An 18,586-nucleotide genomic window follows, 5' to 3' on the forward strand; every position below is an offset into this window, starting at 1 on the left:
TTGGTTCCTTTAACTTTAATTCTCAACGACCTAGAAATAGCCACGCAGTCCGACACCAACACTGCGGCCGGGACGAGGGGCTAAATCTTTAAGGAATGAGGTGTGAACACGGGCTTCCGTGTCAGTCAGGTTGGTGCCCTTTAAATACACCGACATATCCTGACTCAACAGTTGAATGTCGTAAGACACAAAGGCATCTACCATGGTGTATCCGTCGGTAGCGGTTTCGGTTGGTGCCGTGCGGTCCTGATCGGCATAATGGGTGATATCCAGATGCGCGCTGATGGTTTCGGTTTGATAACTCAGTTGCGTACCCACCCGCAGCGGCGGCGTTCTGGGTAAATCTCCACCATCTTTCAGACGGGCACGAACGTAATCAGAGAATACCTGAGCTTTAAATTCATCGGTTAACTGCCAGGCCACCTGTACTTCGAAGCCATGTAATACGGCATCGGCAGAGCTAAACAGGTAAACCGGTAATTCAGCACTGTGATCGTGTTCGTCAGCGCTATGGTCGTGGTCATCTTCTTCACCATGATCGTGACCACTTTCGGCATAGAGTCCGGTATCGGTCTGGAAGTAGTAATTATCGACCTGGTTGTAAAAGGCATTGAATACAAAGCCAATATCGCCTGACGTTTTACGCAGGGTAAAATCAATATTATTCGCCGTTTCCAAGTCAATATCGGCTGAAGCCAGGCCCAAAGCACTTTCTTCATCACCGGTCAGGGCAAACAGTGCACCCACTTCATAAGTGCGAGTACCAATATGCGGGCCAAAAGATAAGAGTTCAGACGCGGAAGGCGCACGCTGTGAACGTGAAACCGACAGACCGACGTTATAACCGGGCGTAAAATCCCAAACTACACCGGCCGACAAAGAGACAGGTGTGAATTCCTGATCGACATCGAATACACGGGTAAATTCAGTGTCTTCTTCGTGATCATGGTCATGGTCGTGTTCCTCTTCCCCCTCTTCATCATGACTGTGCGCACCAACCTGAGGCAGAAGAACTTCGGGTGCCTCAAGGGTCACCCGTTCAACACGGGCTCCGAGCTGTACCAGCACATCCCCAAAGTGGCGTTCTTCCATCAACGCCAGGGCAATCATTTGTGATTCAGAAGGCGGGGTAAACGCTTCACTTCCCCGGGCAGCAATGTCGCTGTCTTTATAGTGAAGACTAAGCCCACCCTGCCATTGGTCAAATGCTGCGTGCATTAATTCCACGCGCACTTCGTTAGTGTTGTTCTCAAACACGGTGCCGACGGCGCCATGCTCTATTTCCGAGTGTTCATAATCGGTGTGACCGGCTCTGAAATTAACGCTGCGTAGCCAGTCATTATTGAAGGTAAATTCACCCAGCAACTGAACCTTGGTTTGTTCCAGGTCAGCGAATACCGCTTCCTCTTCGTTATGCTCATCCTCGTCATGATCTTCTTCATGATCATGACCTTCTTCTTCCTCGTCGCCGTGAGAATGACCGGGAATGCCATACTCACGATTAAACTGTTCCACCGCAATACCAACATAGCCGTTATCAAGCAGGTAACTGGCACCTACCGTAAAGCCATTCGATTCTTCCGCACTGTTAGCCACCCGATGGGCCGCATCGGCACCGGCTTCATCATTATCCGGTGCAACCGGCGTATCGTAATCGTCAGACTCACGCCAGTAACCATCGGCGTAGAATCCAATGGCATCGGTACCGGTAGTCACATTAAAAGAGCCCAGCTTTTGATTATTCACCGAGTCGGTTTCGAGCAGCCATTCGCCACGGGTATCAGAATCGGCGGGCACCCGACCGTCAACCACATTGACCACACCACCAATGGCACCACTGCCATAAAATAAAGTTGCCGGGCCACGCAGCACTTCAATCTGCTGGGAAGTTGAGGCTTCAGATGCAACGGAGTGGTCCGGCCCTACTCTGGACACGTCACTCACATCCAGGCCATTCTGTGCAATCAACACCCGCGGGCCACTCAGGCCGCGAATAATAGGCGTACTGGCCACGTTACCATGAAAGTTCGATTGTACGCCCGGCAGTTTTTCCAGCGTATCGCCCAGCGTTGCTGCTTGTCGACGGCGTAAGGTCTCGCCACCGAGAACGTTTACCGGCGAGGCAGACTCCATAATTGACATATGCATAGGCGCGGCAACTACGTCTATAACTTCAATAGGTGAACGTTCAAGGCGAAATGTCATTTGCTCAGTATTGTTATCAGAAACCACAACAGTTTCATGCAGATGAGCATAACCCGGAGCGTTAATATGCAGTACATATTCACCAGAATCTATCGCAGGCAATGAAAAGTAGCCATTGTCATCGGCAGTCGCCGATAAATTCAGCGATTCAATTTCTATTTCTGCATTAGCCAGTGGTTTATCATTTTGGTTAACCGCTTGTCCTTTAATCTCAGCAGCCTGTGAGATACCAGGCAGCAGCATGGTCATCACGATTGCCAGTTTATTTAATTTCACTTGTTCTGGTCCATCTTGCCTAAAAGAAATGTGATGTTATAACATTTTATTAGTAGTAACAATGGTCGGACTGTTAAGAAAATTGCTTCTCACCGGCAAACTGAGGCAGACTGTCCCCACTGAGAAGTTAGAAATAATAATTTACAGGCTTACTTTTCTATTTATGAAACTGAAACTGCAACTGATACACAACAAGCACATTCAGCCACTTCTGCGAATTGCCGCCGAGCAGCGCATTGCCCAAACCAGCGGTGTACCGGAAAACTGCAGCAAAGCAAATATCGAAGAATGGATTGAGTGCAGTCTGGCTGTACCTGCACAAGAAATGCACTATGTATTGCAGGTAGAGGCACAAGTAATCGGTTGCTGCATCTTAAAAAAAATAGACTGGCAAGAAAGAGCAGCTGAGCTCTCTTACTGGTTAGGTGTTGACTATTGGGGTAAAGGCCTGGGAACCACCGCAGCCCGACTGATGGCAGAAGCCGCTTTCGATATTCTGGGCATAACAACCCTGAACTCTCACTACTTAAAGTCAGGCAATGCCCCTTCAGGTCGTATCCTCACCAAACTCGGGTTTGAGCCAGATCCCTCCAGGCAGGATCTGCCAGCCGAAGGCCGTTTTTTACAACACCCAAACGACGTGTGGACCTTTGTAAAACTCACCCGTAAATAAAGGGGTCAGAGTGCATTAATGGTGAAACTAAATCACTCTGACCCCATTAATTTTCCATTAATGTTTTAAAACTGGTATTTTACTGATACGTTGTAATTCAACGGTGCGCCCGGAATGGTCCACAGTTTATGGTACGAGCTTTCAAAGTACGTCTTATCAAACAGGTTATTTACGTCAAAGCGGACGCTCAACCGCTGACTAAGCTCAACCGACACGGCAAGATTTACCAGCGTATAAGACGGTAAAAGATAACCGACATCGGTGGTCTCACCCAGGCGTTCGCCCACGTAACGTGCGGTAGCGGAGAAAAATACCGGATTAGCCATCACTTCATTAAAATGATTAAGCGATACATACCCAGAGTTTTTCGCGATGTTAATCAGGCGGGAACCTTTGGGAATAGGCACGCCCCAGTCCAGGTTATTCACTTCATTAGCGGTTTTTGCATCCGTGTAGGCATAACCTAAATCGATACTGGTATTTACTGAGAGATCGGTAGTCAGCTGAAACTCAACGCCTTGACTTTCCACCTTCCCCAGCGTGGCAGAGAATCCGGTATTGGGCTCAGCAGTGAGCATATTGGTTTTTTCAGCGTTATAAATCGCCATACTTCCCGAGAACATACCGGCCAGATTTTGCCATTTCGCGCCTACTTCCAAGGAGGTGGTCTCTTCCGGATCGAACGCATTACGGTCGGAGTCTAACCCTGGGTTGGGCCTGAAACCTTCAGCATAACTGGTGTACAGGTTAACACTGTCGTTAACATCGTACACAAACCCTACCCGTGGTGTAATGACTGACTGGTCCTGATTTTGTTCAATGTCGTCAATTTTGTTGAGGATATCCTGTTCAAACTTATCCACCCGAAAGCCCAGTAACAGCTTGGTTTGCTCTGTGAGCTCAATAAGATCCTGCGCGTAAAAACCCAGCCCCTGTTGTTTTTCAGCCGTGAAAGTCGTCAGGGAAACCTCAGGACGGAATAGGGTATAATCCGGGTTATTCGGATCAATACTGTAAGTGGTATCCCCGGCGTCCCAGGCCGTGCGCCAGCGCCGGTAATCGGTGTCCAGGTGATAGTTATAATAATCAAAACCCATCAGCAGGTTATTGGTCATGCCGGCCAATGTTACTTCGCCGCTGAGTTCAAACCGAATCGATAAATCCCGGGCCTGATAGTCACGGGTTCTGCGCTGCCGAGACAGGATATTCGGATCGGTATACAGTAATTGTCTGCCCGCTGAAAGCTCGGTATCCGACGAAATGCCCTGCATGGACGAATCCCGATAAGCAACCCCCGATAACAAATGCCAGTCTGCGGTCAGCTCATGGTTTACCACTAACTGATGCCCCACCGCTTTAACTTCGTGGGCACCATCCCGGATATCACCGTAAAAGGCTGCCGGATCGACGTCATCAAAGTTGTTATCCAGAATAAACACGCCACGGTCGAGGGGCTTTTCCTGGTCAAGAATTTCTACTTCGTAACTCAGGCTGGTGTCGTCAGAAATATTCCAGATAAATGACGGACTCAGATTCAGGTTTTTAAAAAAAACGTAATCGCGATAGGTATCGGAGTCTTCATAGGAACCATTGAGTCGATAAGCTAACTCATCGTTGTAGCCGTTGGTGTAATCAAATTCCACTTGCTTCTTATCGAAGTTGCCCACGGTCCCCTGAAAGTACCCCTGCTCGTCGAACTGCGGCTTTTTGGTGATAACGTTAATGGTACCGCCCGGCTCGCCCTGACCATACAATGCCGAACCCGGCCCTTTCATTACTTCAATAGTCTGAATATTTGCAGTACTCCTGTTGCCACTGTAGCCACGCACATTAAACCCGTTAACCAGATAGCCGGTGGGATTATTCTCGTCGCCGGAAAAACCGCGAATAGCAAAACTATCGAACATGCCACCAGAGTTATTCTGGCGCACAATTGCGGGAGAAAAATCAAGCGCATCTATAAACCGGGTAATCCCCTGGTTCTGCAGCAGGGTGGCATTAATGCTATCAATCGCCTGCGGGGTATTGATTAACGGCACATTGCTGCGATAAGGCTGATAATGTTTTCTGACTTCAATGTGCTCCACCTCTTCATTGTCGGACTGTGCCTGACGTTGTGATGCGGTTGATAGATTGTCCTGCGCAGCAACACCAGCGGATATAATGAATAAGGAATATAATAATGACTGCTTCATCTGTTCTCTTATGGCCTGAGTGTGAAAAAGCCGCGAATGATATAGTATAACATAACAACTAACAACCGCGGCCAGGCAACATTTTTGATAAGATAGCTTACTTTGCTTCAGCGTAGATACACGCCGTTAGTTTTGCATGCAATTGGGGCGGGATTTCAGCCGCAATAATTTCAACCCGGCTCTCTGCGCAGTCATCCAGAATGATTTCGTTGAGGCCGTCAGCGGTCAGGTCATAGCCAAACACCCCTGTCTCAGTAATAAATACACCTTTGAGCCTTTCTGCATCAATTTTCGCGAGGAGCGAACGCAATTGGTGATGTTCAAATACGATATCCGGTGCGAAGCGCCAGCCTGCACTGTTAAACCCTTCACCGTTATTTTTGGCAGTAATGATGCCGCCCGCGGGCAGTCTGTGCTCAGTTGCCGTCTTGTTATGGCTATCCGCATCATGATGATCGTGTTTGTGATGATCATGAGTATGAGTATGAGGATTTGATTCATGATAATTGATTGCCGCACCATTTAGCGTATCCAGTGGAAGCTGGCCCTGCTCGGTGAATAGCAAATCCGTAGCGGGTTTGCAGTGTTCAGCCACATACTGCGCTAAACGCTGGTGTTCATCCTCCCCGTACAGATCTTGTTTATTGCCTACCACCAGATCGGCGATAGCCAGTTGCTGATTAAAGGTATCATGGCCGGTATATCTTGGCTCACTCAGTTTACGGGCATCCACCAGCGTAATCGTTTTTTGTACCGCTAACACCGGTTGATAATGTTCTGCCGTCAGCACCTGCATCACCTCTTTTGGATGACCCAGACCGGTAGGCTCGATAATCAAACGATGGGGACGGGATTCAGCCAGCAATTGGTTAAGTGCTATTTGCATTGGTAAGCTGGCCGCACAGCACATACAGCCCCCCGGGACCTCACGAATATACACGCCACTTTGTGTGCTCAGCTGACCGTCAAATAAGCTTTTATCAATGCCTATTTCGCCAAATTCATTCACCAGAATGGCCCAGCGTTCATCCGCTGGTTTCTGTGCTAATAAATGTAAGATGGCTGATGTTTTACCCACGCCCAGAAAGCCGGTAATGATATTGGTAGGCACAGCCAGTATATTGGCGTTTGTCATAATTGCAGCACTTGTTCGTTAAAAAAGAGGCTTTGCATCATATAGGAAAGTTAACCGCAAATACTACCTGTTACCCACTGAATAATATTACAACTATTGCTGACTACTTTGGTTTGAAGAACGATGTAAAACACGGGAATAGCCATGCCTAACAGGGTTAACCACCAACGCTGTTTTCCCAAAGCTCCATATTTTCCTTTCACCATAAACAGCGCGGAGAGTGCCTGGTAGAGTAATAACAGCGCGTAAATACCAGAAAAAACCACCCAGATTTGACTGGGTTTCATTAAGGTGTAAACGGTTAAACACTGCGAGTACAGGCCGCGAGGTTATCGCTTCATAAACCGCTTTTGGCTCATTAGAAGAAAGCATGATGGTATGCCCTTCAGGCAGAAATACCTTGCCAATTTTAGGCGACTACCAATAGCTGGCTTTTACCCTGCCATCGATACCGAAAGCGCTGAACAGTTGCTGGTTTATCTGGGCATCAGTCAGCGAACAGTCAGCCTCAACTGGTGCCTCACGGCGCCCAAGCTGATAATTAGGGCTGAAGTCCCGTACGTGGTTAAGCGCCAAACCTTTGGTCACCGAAGCTGGGTCAAAATCCTCGCCGTTAGGTTTAGTCAGTGATACTAAGTATGTTTGTGTTTGTTCTTTTGACCGATGGATAGCATACATTTTTCCGGTAGCGATGGCTTTGCGGCCTTTCACGTACATAGGGAACGCCACATCACCATCTTGCACCTTCAAACGTAATTCCTGACAACGTGCATCAGAAGCGATATCAATATCCTGTAGTTGGGTTTCCTTCGGTTAATTCTGTAAGTGTTGCCATGCTCTGTTACCGATTTTCTCTCCCCCCGGCAAGGTATGCTCGTACAGAAGTTGCCGCATTGGTGATAACACTCCTAATTTAGCATTAGATTGACTGATTAGTCTTCTCATCGCGCGAGCAATGGTTTACTCAGAAGTATGAGATTCGCGGTATTATATTTATCATCCGACTTCTTTAATTTAATTAATAACAGACTTCATAACGTCTTTAAAAACGCTGCAACTGCCTCTCGTTCTTCTTTCGTTAGTTCCAGTTTCACCAATAAATCTGTTGTTTTGGGAAAATTGGGATCATCCAGTTGATGTGCTTTTGGTTTAGGTCTTGGCCCACCCGCATTGTATTGACCAATAATGCCACTCAAACTGGACATGATCCCGTTATGAAACCATGGCCCGGTTTTCGATACCGCCCATAAAGTGGGCGTTCTAAAAGCGCCTGAATCTGCCGACTGGCCAGTAATGTCAAAGCGACCGCCGTCATGGTATTTGCGTTGGTAGTAGTGGAACCCGGTAACATGGAATTGGTTGTCACTCATCAAAGGCCCATTATGACAGGTCATGCAACGGGCTTTAGTACGAAACAAATGAAGCCCTTCCAATTCCTGATCAGTCAGAATATCCACTGCGCTTTCGGGTGTTTGGTAAGCTTGTTCAATAAACGTCATAAACTTACTCTGCGGCGGCTTGATAGTACGTTCAAAAGCGACAATTGCTTTACTCAATGTCTGAGCTGTGATCCCTTCTTCCGGAAATACTTCCTTAAACTCAGCCAGGTAGTCATCATTGTCACGCAGCCTGCCCAATGCGCCCGAAATGGTCGCATTCATTTCCTTGGGATCAACAATTGGCATTAATGCCTGCTGCTGGGCGGTTTTTGCCCGGCCGTCCCAAAAAAAGCTTTCCCACAAGTCTATGCCGACAATGGTCGGCGTATTGCGTTTACCCACCTGTTGAGCGATGCCCACGGCTTGTTTTCTGTGGTCGGTAAAGACCAATCGGGCTTCATGACAACTGGCGCAGCTCACCGTGTTGTCTTTTGACAACATGGTATCGTGAAATAACTTATCCCCGAGAGCCACCATTTTGTTTGCTGGCGGCTCGACTAATTGGGGTAACGGGGCTAGCTCGGGCACCTCACGGTTATCAGTAGTAATTACTGACGGCCAGTGTTCCGGTGAACGGGCATATTTTTCCCGCAAACTAAGCTCATGTTCAGCGTCAGCAATTGCCGAAAACGCAATGAAAAAACTAAACAGCCATTTATGTTGCATCATTCTATCCAGAAAGTCTCTTCGGTGGCCGTTTCGCTGATCAATTTTTTGGCATCTTTACGTTCTGCCTCCCCATTGATGCTCTCACAAAGCACCGCATTCTGCTCATTGGCCTTTTTAATCAATTGTTGAAAGCTTGCTGTGAGTAATTCACTGGTTTTTGGGTCGATATCCTTACTCGGGGCGTAACACAACTGTTGTGCCATTGCACCGGAAGAACTTAATATCGCTAAACAGCTTAATAAACGTATAAATGAAGTCATTTTATTCCTCTTTTTTATTGATAACGGTATTTAACGCCTAACCACACACGACGGCCTGTTTCAATACCACTGTTTCCCGGTGTTACCAGGTAAGTGCGGCTATTCAGTAGGTTATTTACATCCAGATTAAATTCCAGGTCACCGTAGTTTGCTGTGGGTATGGCATATTTGAGGGCTAGATTCACCTGCACCCGGTCATTAAATTCGGCTTTTCGATAAGAAGGCACAACTACGCTATACGAGGCACACTCTGTGCACGCCCGTTCAAGGAGATTTGTTGTTTGAGAACTGCCAGTGCTCACTGCACTCACATAACTGCCGGTGTAATTCGCTGTTACTGCCGCGGTAATAGCATTCCATTCCATTGCCCAGCCCATATTTGCGGTGACTGGCCGACTGTAATTCGCATTGACCCGGTTAAGCTGATCTTTGGTAATGACCTGGCCTTGATAATAAACCAGGTCGTCAAGCGCCGCGTCATCGATAGCTGAGTCATAATCGTTGTTGTTGCGATAGTTTTGTGTGTGGCTGATATTCGCCCACAGTGAATGTTCACCAAATTTGGCACTCCATGCCAATGAGACTCGCTGACTGGTACCGCGACCAGAATTATTCTGATAGGCATAGCGATAACCATCAGTATCCAGTACGCTCTCGCCAGAGCGGGCTAACTGATCCTGTTGCCAGCGATACACATAATTAATTGAAAATGTGCCAAATAAATCCGTTGACTGCTTCCACCCAATCATTGCCTCATCATTGTAGGGGGTTGTGACATCCTGATATCGGTCGCGATAGTCACTGTCATCGCTCGATAGCGTCCAGCCTTGCAGATAGCCGTTTTGTATAGGCCTGTACTGCACATAATATGGTCGCTTAAGCTCTTTAATTTTATAGGTAAGCAATCCCGCATCATAATATCGGTTCAAACCCAGCACTAATAAGTTGCCATTATCAAAAACATCAATACCGGCACTTAATCGAGGAGCAATGTTATGACGTTTAAAAAAGTCATCATAATCATAACGCAAACCAACCCTTAACGAAGCCCGCCCCCAGTCGATGCTGTCTTCAATGTACGCACTGAACTGATTAATATCGACATTAATATTCTCCGCGCCATAGACAATACGAGTTTGAAAATACTGTGGCGTTGTCAGTACATTATCAGAATAGGCCATCACGTGTTCAGGGTTGCTAAAATCAATGCTCCCCCCAAGTTGCGCCACCAACTCAGTAAGCGGCGTGGCATAACTAATACTGATACAATCGTTCGTATAACCGCTACAATTTAACGGGTTATCCAAATCAGACGTGGAATATAAAATTGGCGAATTGTAATAATAACTGTCTTCTTGCCTGATCCTTTCCATCTCATCTCTAAGCCAGGAGGCTCCAATCTGGAATTGATGTTGCAAGCCGAACAATTCATAGCTATCAAAATCAATATAGCTACTCAGTTGCGTGCTTAACTGGGTTTTATCGATGTCGCCATAGCCACCTTCTTTTGAAAATGACTTAGCCTCGTAATCACTGTCGTCTAAGTCATAGGTGTTGTTAGGGTCATATTGCCCCCAATCAACCCCCTTTGCCTGAAACCATATGTAATAGTGTTGTGGTGCCTCCCGACTATTCTCGCTATGATTAACGCTCAGTTCTGTATGCCAGCTTCCCCAATCAAAATTTTCTTGTAATTTAACAATACTGCCAATACCTCCACCCTCTGCTGTAAACCAGCTATCCTTTACGTTTCTCAATAAATTATGGTTCTGATAGGGTGCGTACATGATTGACCAGTCAAGTCTGTCAAGCCACGTATCACGCATGCTGTATTTTATTAGTACATTGGTATTTTCACGCTCGGTTTCGACAATTTGCTGCAAAGATACATCTGAAATCTGGCTTTTTAATAAATTAGCAGAGACCAGAATACCGTGATGACGGTTAAAGGAATGACTGCCTATCACACTCAAACTGCTGGTATTGTAAACGGGCACCTGATCTTCCAAAGGAATACTGGTATCAACCGCAGCGTCACGACCATTGTCTTCACCATCAAACCCGTTGAGAAGGTGAAACTCTCCCCAGGCGCTGCTGGTACGGCGCACACTCGCTGAGAAAACCGGCGCAAATGAACTCATGGCATCGAGCCCTTCCACATCAACCACACCGCCTGAAAAGAAACCAAAACGAGCGGGGATGTTGTTATCAAAGACCTGGATATTGTCAACAATATCGCTGTTTACGGTAAAGGTTTGGGGAGCCCCATACACGTCATTCACACTGGCAATGCCACTTTCACTGCTGCCAGGATCCTGACGGCTGTTGAAATTCATGCCATCAAGAAAAAAGCCGGTTTGCCAGGGTTGACCACCAGAAATAGAGAGTAGCTTAGCGCGGATTTCACCGGCATTACTGGCTTTTAGCGCGTTTTCTGAGCCCTGAACACCTGGAAGTAACAATATGAGATCGTTAATATCACCAGAACCTTTTGGCATATTTTCGATAAATTGCTTATCTAAATAAAAGCGCCCACTGATTTCCGGCACCTCAAGGCCTATGTACTTGCCATAAACATCAATGTGCTCAACGTTCTCTTCCGGCTCATACTTTTCCAGGCAGTCACGGATCTGCGAGGTATATTGAAGTCCTTCTACTCTACCCGCTTGTTTAACACATTCCTCAACATAACTTTCGGGTACTTGATGATAATTGGCTAAATACTCAACCGACTCAACGGCACTGGCCCCAACGGATGTTAGAGCCGGTATCGTTAAGACGGTTATGCGAACTGCATAACCTCGTTTTAACATAGCAGGAAACCTATTCTCCGCTTAATGGTGCAGAATCTTCCTCGTCTGCAATACCATCACCGTCTGAATCGGTATCTACTGTCAATCCTGATGTAGTAATTTGCGCTTCTGTTGCCGACAACAGGAAGAAGTTTGGCATGCCATCCGTATCGGTATCGATAAAGGCAATCTCAGATGCCGGGAAGTCATCCTGCGTGGCAATAATTTCAGATAAGGTCACAATGTAATCAATAACATCGGCTTCTTCGTTAACCTCGTTATTCACTAAAGCTGTTGCCGCATCATACATACCTGCATTGGCGTTCAATGCAATCAAGGATTCAATAACACCTTGTAATTCATTGGTAGACAACAACAACGCTTTTTCAGTCACTTCAGTAATTGCCGCTTTTATAGCGGTTAACTGAGTTGGTACAACCGTCGCGTAATCGTCACTTATACCCGCCTGACGACGCAGCGCACTTTCCAGTGGGTATATTGCATAACCACCACTGCTTACTTCACCATCATCAGAAACCGTTAAATTTGCTAACTGACTCACAATATCGTCTATTAAATCTTCGGTGAGGGTTTCTTCGTTGAGCAATTTTGTCACGGTAGAGAGCGCTGAAGCTAAGTATTCCTCAGCGGCGCTGATGCTGCCAAAACTGGCCAATGCACTGGCAATTTCAAGGTAACCATTTAATTGAGCAATGCCGTCGTCAGCCAGCAATGCTGTTTCTTGCCCTGAGCTCGCTGCGGCAGCAAGCATGCCGTTGGTATCACCGGTTACAGCAAATGACGGGATCAGGTTTTTATAAGCCTCGCGAGCCACGCGGGTTGAAACCAATCCAGCATCAGTGGATAAGTAAGTATCCACTAACGTACGGCACGCGGCTTGCTTAGCAGTAACGTCTTCACCTAAAGAATCAAGCAGTGAAATTACCCGCCAGCAGCCCCAGTCGCCGGTAATAAAACGGTCAGTCGATAGGCCGGCATTTTCTTCAACATACGCCTGAGTATTCAGCACATTGTCAAACGCATAATTAAGCACCGTAACGGCGAGTGCATTTTCTTGTATGCTGATTAATTTAATCGCTGTTTTACCTGCACGATCGCCCAGGTTTTCATCCACCAGAATTTCGTAGTAAGCGCGTAAATCATTGTTCTTGTTAACAAAGTAATCGTAAGCAGCTTGGGATGCCTCAGCGACCGTTGCGCCCTCAAGTAATCCATTGACAACCTGATAAGCAAAAACCTCTTCCAGTGCATCTTCATAGTTACCGTCTTCCGGGTCGATAATCGCCAGGGCCGGATTGGTCGCTAGATCAGGATATAACCCTTCAAGAACACCCGCCACGGTTTCCACCGGCGTTAACGATGAATTATAAGTAGCTTGTGCATATTCATTCGCTTCATACGTGTACTCAGCGTCATAGTTTACGTCAGTAAACAACGCCAGTGTTTTGGCTGCATATTCTTTCGACTTATCATAAGCCTGAATAATATAATAGTAATCAGCAACATAGCTTAAATTGAATGACCGAGTACGATAAGCTGGTAATCCACCGCTTGTCTTCCAGCCGATTCCTTCTGCCATAACCGCCATGTTGTCGATGGCGAATTCAGCCTTTTCGCGATCACCATCGCTAAAGGTGGTTAAGTATGTTGCTACTCTGTCGCGAACCTGAAAATAAGCTGCGGATACAAAGCGGCCATACGCAGATGAGTATTCTTCTTCTTTAATGGCATTGGCAAAGATATTGATTGACGTTAACAAGTTCTCAGCCAGTTCACTTTCGCCAGCGTCGATATAATCATTCATTAGCGATTGATAGAATTTCGCATCGCTAGAGCTGATATTGGTTAAGCCTTTTTCCGCCAGGTATTGGTTAAAAGCAGACTCAGCTTCAGTTCGTAAAGTATTTGCCAGAGCCGTTTTATTTGCAGAATCCAGCGCCCGGGCAATTGAGCGCAGTGCTTCACCCCGAACGTCATTCTGGCCTATAGTGGCAACCAGTTCGGCACCTTTGTTTTCAAAACCAGCAATGTAATAGCCCTTGGCAATCTCAGCAGTCACCTCGTCCTGTGCTTCTTCGTCAGAAGAGGTTTCAAGCAGTGCTTCAGCTGATTTTAAGTGGGAATAATCCGACGCATAGTAATAGTTGAGTTTATCGGCATTGCTCGCAAAAGCAGGTTGTAGATCAATCGTGGCTGCTACCGGTGAGGCAATAATGCCGTCAGTAAAGCTGACAGAAAAACTCTGATCGATTTGTTCTAAACTCGCTGGCGTGTAAGTAAAGGCCCCTGTAGCAGCATCCAGTTCAAGGGTGCCTGATGCTGGTTGAGTGACAACGCTAAAAGTAATCGCATCGCCGTCGGCATCGGTTACATCAAGTGTGCCCGAACTGGCCCCCTGACTGCTAACCACCACACTGCTTGTTTGCAATACCGGGGCATCGTTAACATTCGTAACAGTAAACACAACCTTAGTTGTTGCCGTGGCTGTACCATCTGAAACCTGCACAATAACACTGTCTTCTCCGGCAAAGTCTGCGGTGGGCGTGTAGGTAAACGCACCACCTGATTCCAGGGCAAAAACCCCATTTGATGCGGCGGATGATACGGTGTAGGTCAGGGTATCGTTGTTATTAGCATCGGTTGCAACTACGCGGCCTGACACACTGCTGTCTTCATCCAGTGCATAGCTATAATCTGAAGAAAATTCGGGCACCTTATTACCTGAACCGCCGCCACACGCAGTAAGCGAAGACGCTACAGCAGCCGCAAGCAGACAGCAATTAATATTAAATTTCATTGTAAAACCTCTACGACAATAAATTATTCCCAGTGATAGTGATGAGTAACATACCATTTATTGCAAATGAGATCTATTATCATTAGCATTTGCGTTGAAAGGAATGGAAAATATGCCAAAGTCACTGCTTTGAGTTCGTTGGGTTAAAGCAAGTCAGGGCTAACGTCTTGCTAATGAGTTAACAGTTTGGTTTGGTTTTGTCCTGCTATAGATTGTGCTAGAGACACTACCAAATGAGATAACGCCTGTCTTATCCAGAATGGACAAACTGTATGAGTGGTCTTTACGACTGGAGGTTATTGATCCGTTTTAACCAAATGCCAGAAATGGCTGACATACCTATAGGTTGGCAACAAGACTCAGTATTTAGTTTAAGCCGTTACGATACAGGTTAGATAATGAAGCAATGAGAAACTCATCGCTCGGTTTAATTTCTCTTTCAACGCCAATTTCATAGAGTTCGATATTCGCTTCCTCAATCTCACCGGTTGCGGCATTAGTATCCACCTTTATTTCGCATCCATGAACAGACTGAATATCAAATTCGTAAGTCGCATTATCTTCGAAGCTGATCTCTCATTCAGAATGCAGCCACTTTATCCGGATGAAAGGCCAGTGCGGATTTTTCAGCTTCGCCGCAAAAGATTTTTGCCAACTTTTTAAACAGGAGATTATTTTTGCTAACGACCCTTTCGATTTAACGAATAAATCCTTCTTCGACATTACGTTCTACGTTGTAGGTATTACCATCAGCATTGGTTTCAATGTTAAACTTATAAATTGGGGCGTCACATTCCATTTTGAGCCTAACTTTCTGACATGGCCGGGGATTGTATCCAGTGTAGCATCCAGACAGGTTTCCATTTTAACCATAGGCCAGTCGCGGATAGCATCCAAATCTGCATTGTCGCCAGCGGCAACTGCCAGACTCTAGACTGCGAACAGTGACATTGTTAACCCATAAATAGATTTCATAGGTTTATCCTCTCTTATACTTTGCATCCAGGGAAAATTCCTCACCAATCCCGGGAACTTTTCCGTGGCGAAAAAAAACCATGGCACGCAAACTTATCCATACTGTATCGGGGTACTGTAACCCACCCCGCTAGAGTACAACTCCAGTGGTGAGCCTCATCAACTCACTCGAAGGGTCAACTTCATCAGGTTGACCCTTTCTTTTTTCTGTCACACCCTCAAATTAGCTCAATTATTCACCCTAGGTTTAGCGAGCTCCAGCCTAAAGCACCTAATCCTTAAGTAGTACAGCAATAATACAATGGTTTAATATCATTTTATTTCAGACACTTAATTACATTAAAAAATTAAAAAATATGACATTTTCCCGGCTAAAACCGGGCAATAATCCCTGTTTTTCCGATCAGTTTACCATCGATACTTTTAACACCTGATATACATATCATTAAAAAGGTGTGAACATGAAGCGAAATCAACGACTCTGCAAAACCACTCTCAGGGCACTAGCATTTGCCTTGTCATCAACGTTGCTAACCGGCAACGCCGCGGCAAAAGGTGTTACCTGGGAAGACATTAAAAATGATGCCAACACGACTGAAGACGTTCTGATGTACGGTATGGGACCAAAAGCCCAGCGTTTTAGTCCACTCGATCAAGTTAACAAGTCCAACGTCCATACATTAACGCCAGCTTGGATGATGAGCTTTGGCGACGAGAAACAACGCGGGCAGGAGTCTCAGGCATTAATCTACGATGGTATTATTTATGTTACCGCCAGTTACTCTCGTATTTTTGCCATGGACGCTCGCACCGGCGAAAAGTTGTGGACCTACTCCCACCGTCTGCCAGAAGGCATCCGCCCTTGTTGCGACGTGATTAATCGTGGCGCTGCAATTTTTGGCGACAAAGTGTTCTTTGGCACTTTGGACGCAGGGATTGTGGCGCTGGATCGAATCACTGGTAAAGTGGTCTGGAAGAAGCGCTTTGAAGACTACAAAGCGGGTTACACCATGACCGGCGCGCCTACGCTCATTAAAGATCAACGCACTGGTAAAGTATTATTAATTCATGGCTCCTCCGGCGATGAGTTTGGCGTAGTGGGTAAACTGTTTGCCCGCGACCCGGATACTGGAGAAGAAGTATGGATGCGCCCCTTTGTTGAAGGTCATATGGGTCGTCTGGATGGTGAAGAAAGCACCCCAACCGGTGGTTCCCGTGAACCTAAAACCTGGCCTCGCGATGAAAACGGTGAGCTGGTAGAAGCCTGGCACCACGGCGGCGGCGCGCCCTGGCAAAGTGCCAGTTTTGATATGGAAACCAACACTATTATCATTGGCGCTGGCAACCCTGCACCATGGAATACCTGGAAACGCACCGCGAAAGGTGACGACCCACGAAACTGGGATAATCTGTATACCTCTGGTCAGGTAGGTGTTGATCCATCAACCGGCGAAGTCAAATGGTTCTACCAACATACGCCTAACGATGCCTGGGATTTCTCTGGCAACAATGAACTGGTGTTATTTGAATACCAGGATGGAGGTAAAACCGTTAAAGCTACAGGCCATGCCGACCGCAACGGGTTCTTCTATGTGGTTAACCGTGAAGACGGCGCCTTCATTCGCGGCTTCCCGTTTGTCGATGGTATTACCTGGGCTACCCACATTGACCCGGATACCGGTCGCCCGGTTGAAGTAGAGGGGCAACGTCCACCGTTACCAGAACCCGGACAAAAATCGGGTAAACCGATTGAGGTATCGCCTCCGTTTCTGGGAGGTAAAAACTGGAATCCTATGGCTTACAGCCAAAACACCGGCTGGTTCTATATGGGCGCAAACCACTGGAAAGAAGACTACTGGACAGAAGGAGTGACCTATCAAAAAGGTAACGCTTATCTGGGCCAGAGCTTCCGCATCAAGCGTTTATATGATGATCACGTAGGTGTTCTGCGGGCTATCGATCCGAAAACCGGTAACATTAAGTGGTCGCACAAAGAAAAACTGCCATTGTGGGCCGGTGTATTGGCAACCAAGGGTGGGCTTATCTTTACTGGTACCGGCGATGGTTTTATTAAAGCCTTCGATGAGGAAACCGGCCAGGAGTTGTGGAAATTCCAAACCGGCTCCGGAATTATCTCCTGTCCCATCACTTGGGAAATGGACGGCGAACAGTACCTTGGCTTTGCTTCAGGCTACGGTGGCGCGGTGCCTCTGTGGGGTGGCGATATGGCCCAGTTAACCAAGCCAGTGTCTCAAGGTGGCTCGTTCTGGGTATTTAAACTGCCTAACTTTGATAAGAAAAAGTTTGCTAAAAACTAATCTTTTCCTTCTGTGATAACGGGAGGCCCTGGGCCTCCCTCTCTTGGAGTAATTATGGCAACCCTGAGAACCCTAGCATTGCTAATAAGCCTTCTCTACGGATTAACGGCCAATGCGTCACTCGAATTCGATGACAGTATTCTGCTAATAGATGGCTGCGAGATAGTCCCCAAAACTCGCTGCGAAAACGCCGATTTCAGTAACGCCGATTTACGGAATGCCGATCTTACCGGCGCGACCTTTATTAACGTTACATTTAACGGTACCGATTTACGCCATGCCAATCTCAGTTTTGCTACTTTCAAGCGCAGCAAACTGGATAACGTGAACTTAGCCATGGCCAACCTGTATCATGCCGATTTACGCTCCTCTACTGCATTAAACGCAAACTTTGAAGGTGTCTCTGGCGCTGCTATCTTTGCTCAGGGAGTGGATTTTTCGGGTAGCAATCTAACCGGTGCGAATTTTGATCAGGGACGAATGAGCGCAGCCAAACTAATTAATACCACATTACGGGCCAGCCGGCTTGAGCGTGTGTGGATGAACAAAGCCAATCTCAACGGGGCAGATCTCACCAATGCCAATATTCAGGAGGCCAAACTCAATGGCGCAAACCTGAGTGAGGCAATTTTTAGCGGTACCCGAATTCACTATGCCACTTTTCAGGGAGCCTTTATGGAAGGCTGTACTGATTGCCCTTTTGACTGGTGATTGAACCCTTTTTATTTTTGTAAAATATGGCACTACTACTTTGGTATCAATTCACTAATTACTTGGTCTTTGGCGAAAGTAGCATGATGCAAAGCCGGGAACTTTTCCCGGTTATATGCA

At 46.7% G+C, this 18,586-nt stretch carries 13 protein-coding genes; 3 read left to right on the plus strand and 10 right to left on the minus strand.

Going from position 1 to position 18,586, the window contains the following annotated elements:
- Positions 1–30 precede the first annotated feature (30 nt).
- Positions 31–2,454 carry a TonB-dependent receptor gene (locus AC2T0J_RS01735; protein WP_489810413.1) on the minus strand — a complete coding sequence of 808 codons (2,424 nt, stop codon included), beginning with the start codon at positions 2,452–2,454 and terminating at the stop codon, positions 31–33.
- Between the two features lie 190 nt (positions 2,455–2,644).
- On the opposite strand from AC2T0J_RS01735, the gene AC2T0J_RS01740 reads away from it, so the two are divergent.
- Positions 2,645–3,154 (plus strand): GNAT family N-acetyltransferase, encoded by a 510-nt coding sequence (locus tag AC2T0J_RS01740; protein WP_489808487.1) that lies wholly within the window; start codon positions 2,645–2,647, stop codon positions 3,152–3,154.
- A 65-nt stretch (positions 3,155–3,219) separates the two neighbouring features.
- Here AC2T0J_RS01740 and AC2T0J_RS01745 read toward each other — a convergent pair whose 3' ends face one another.
- The 9 genes from AC2T0J_RS01745 to AC2T0J_RS01785 all read right to left on the minus strand — a co-directional run bounded on the left by AC2T0J_RS01745 (position 3,220) and on the right by AC2T0J_RS01785 (position 14,969).
- Positions 3,220–5,349: a TonB-dependent siderophore receptor gene (locus tag AC2T0J_RS01745; protein WP_489808488.1), complete on the minus strand. Its 2,130-nt coding sequence runs from the start codon at positions 5,347–5,349 to the stop codon at positions 3,220–3,222.
- 97 nt (positions 5,350–5,446) lie between these two features.
- Positions 5,447–6,484, minus strand: a complete 1,038-nt coding sequence (locus AC2T0J_RS01750; RefSeq protein WP_489808489.1) for a CobW family GTP-binding protein — start codon at positions 6,482–6,484, stop codon at positions 5,447–5,449.
- 50 nt (positions 6,485–6,534) lie between these two features.
- The gene (locus AC2T0J_RS01755) at positions 6,535–6,771 is read right to left on the minus strand and encodes a hypothetical protein (protein ID WP_489808490.1); all 237 of its coding nucleotides are present in this window, start codon (positions 6,769–6,771) and stop codon (positions 6,535–6,537) included.
- A gap of 130 nt (positions 6,772–6,901) precedes the next feature.
- Positions 6,902–7,234, minus strand: coding sequence for a hypothetical protein (locus AC2T0J_RS01760; RefSeq protein ID WP_489808491.1), 333 nt, complete (start codon positions 7,232–7,234; stop codon positions 6,902–6,904).
- Positions 7,235–7,515: 281 nt separating this feature from the next.
- Positions 7,516–8,592 (minus strand): cytochrome-c peroxidase, encoded by a 1,077-nt coding sequence (locus tag AC2T0J_RS01765; RefSeq protein WP_489808492.1) that lies wholly within the window; start codon positions 8,590–8,592, stop codon positions 7,516–7,518.
- Positions 8,589–8,852 (minus strand): hypothetical protein, encoded by a 264-nt coding sequence (locus AC2T0J_RS01770; protein ID WP_489808493.1) that lies wholly within the window; start codon positions 8,850–8,852, stop codon positions 8,589–8,591. The genes AC2T0J_RS01765 and AC2T0J_RS01770 overlap by 4 nt, the downstream gene beginning before the upstream one ends.
- Before the next feature lie 14 nt (positions 8,853–8,866).
- Positions 8,867–11,665 (minus strand): TonB-dependent receptor, encoded by a 2,799-nt coding sequence (locus AC2T0J_RS01775; RefSeq protein ID WP_489808494.1) that lies wholly within the window; start codon positions 11,663–11,665, stop codon positions 8,867–8,869.
- A 10-nt stretch (positions 11,666–11,675) separates the two neighbouring features.
- Entirely contained in the window at positions 11,676–14,462 is a 2,787-nt protein-coding gene (locus tag AC2T0J_RS01780) for a cadherin-like domain-containing protein (protein WP_489808495.1), read from the minus strand.
- Between the two features lie 366 nt (positions 14,463–14,828).
- Positions 14,829–14,969 carry a hypothetical protein gene (locus AC2T0J_RS01785; protein ID WP_489808496.1) on the minus strand — a complete coding sequence of 47 codons (141 nt, stop codon included), beginning with the start codon at positions 14,967–14,969 and terminating at the stop codon, positions 14,829–14,831.
- Positions 14,970–15,898: 929 nt separating this feature from the next.
- Between AC2T0J_RS01785 and AC2T0J_RS01790 the strand changes: the two genes are divergently transcribed.
- Entirely contained in the window at positions 15,899–17,755 is a 1,857-nt protein-coding gene (locus AC2T0J_RS01790; RefSeq protein WP_489808497.1) for a methanol/ethanol family PQQ-dependent dehydrogenase, read from the plus strand.
- A 54-nt stretch (positions 17,756–17,809) separates the two neighbouring features.
- Positions 17,810–18,466 carry a pentapeptide repeat-containing protein gene (locus AC2T0J_RS01795; RefSeq protein ID WP_489808498.1) on the plus strand — a complete coding sequence of 219 codons (657 nt, stop codon included), beginning with the start codon at positions 17,810–17,812 and terminating at the stop codon, positions 18,464–18,466.
- Positions 18,467–18,586: the final 120 nt, after the last annotated feature.

The sequence above is a fragment of the Alteromonas sp. ISO5 genome, from assembly GCF_058105165.1.